Source organism: Pseudomonas sp. Pse1 (assembly GCF_024519635.1).
Taxonomy (GTDB): Bacteria; Pseudomonadota; Gammaproteobacteria; order Pseudomonadales; family Pseudomonadaceae; genus Aquipseudomonas.
In genome coordinates, this window is sequence record NZ_JALJRO010000067.1 from 1 (window position 1) to 705 (window position 705).

Consider the following 705-nt stretch of genomic DNA (forward strand, 5'->3'; position numbering starts at 1 on the left):
CGGATGCTGATGCCGACGCTGATGCGGATGCGGATGCGGATGCGGATGCGGATGCCGATGCTGACGCCGACGCGGATGCCGATGCAGATGCTGATGCCGACGCTGACGCCGATGCGGATGCGGATGCGGATGCGGATGCGGATGCGGATGCGGATGCGGATGCCGATGCGGATGCGGATGCGGATGCCGATGCTGACGCCGATGCGGATGCGGATGCGGATGCGGATGCGGATGCCGATGCCGATGCCGATGCCGATGCGGATGCGGATGCTGACGCCGATGCGGATGCGGATGCGGATGCTGATGCTGATGCTGATGCCGATGCGGACGCGGATGCTGATGCCGATGCCGATGCCGATGCTGACGCCGACGCGGATGCCGACGCGGATGCTGACGCCGATGCGGACGCGGATGCGGATGCCGATGCGGATGCTGATGCCGATGCGGATGCCGATGCGGATGCCGATGCCGATGCCGATGCTGATGCTGACGCCGATGCCGATGCCGATGCGGATGCCGATGCCGATGCCGATGCCGACGCGGATGCCGATGCCGATGCCGATGCCGATGCCGATGCTGACGCCGACGCCGACGCCGACGCCGACGCCGACGCGGATGCCGATGCCGACGCGGATGCTGACGCCGACGCGGATGCTGATGCTGATGCTGATGCTGATGCTGATGCTGATGCTGATGCTGATGCTG

General features: G+C 66.2%; 1 protein-coding gene. It reads right to left on the reverse strand.

Going from position 1 to position 705, the window contains the following annotated elements:
* Positions 1-705, reverse strand: a 705-nt coding sequence (locus tag NR126_RS29130; protein WP_256832483.1) for a hypothetical protein, incomplete at both ends; no start/stop codon positions are given.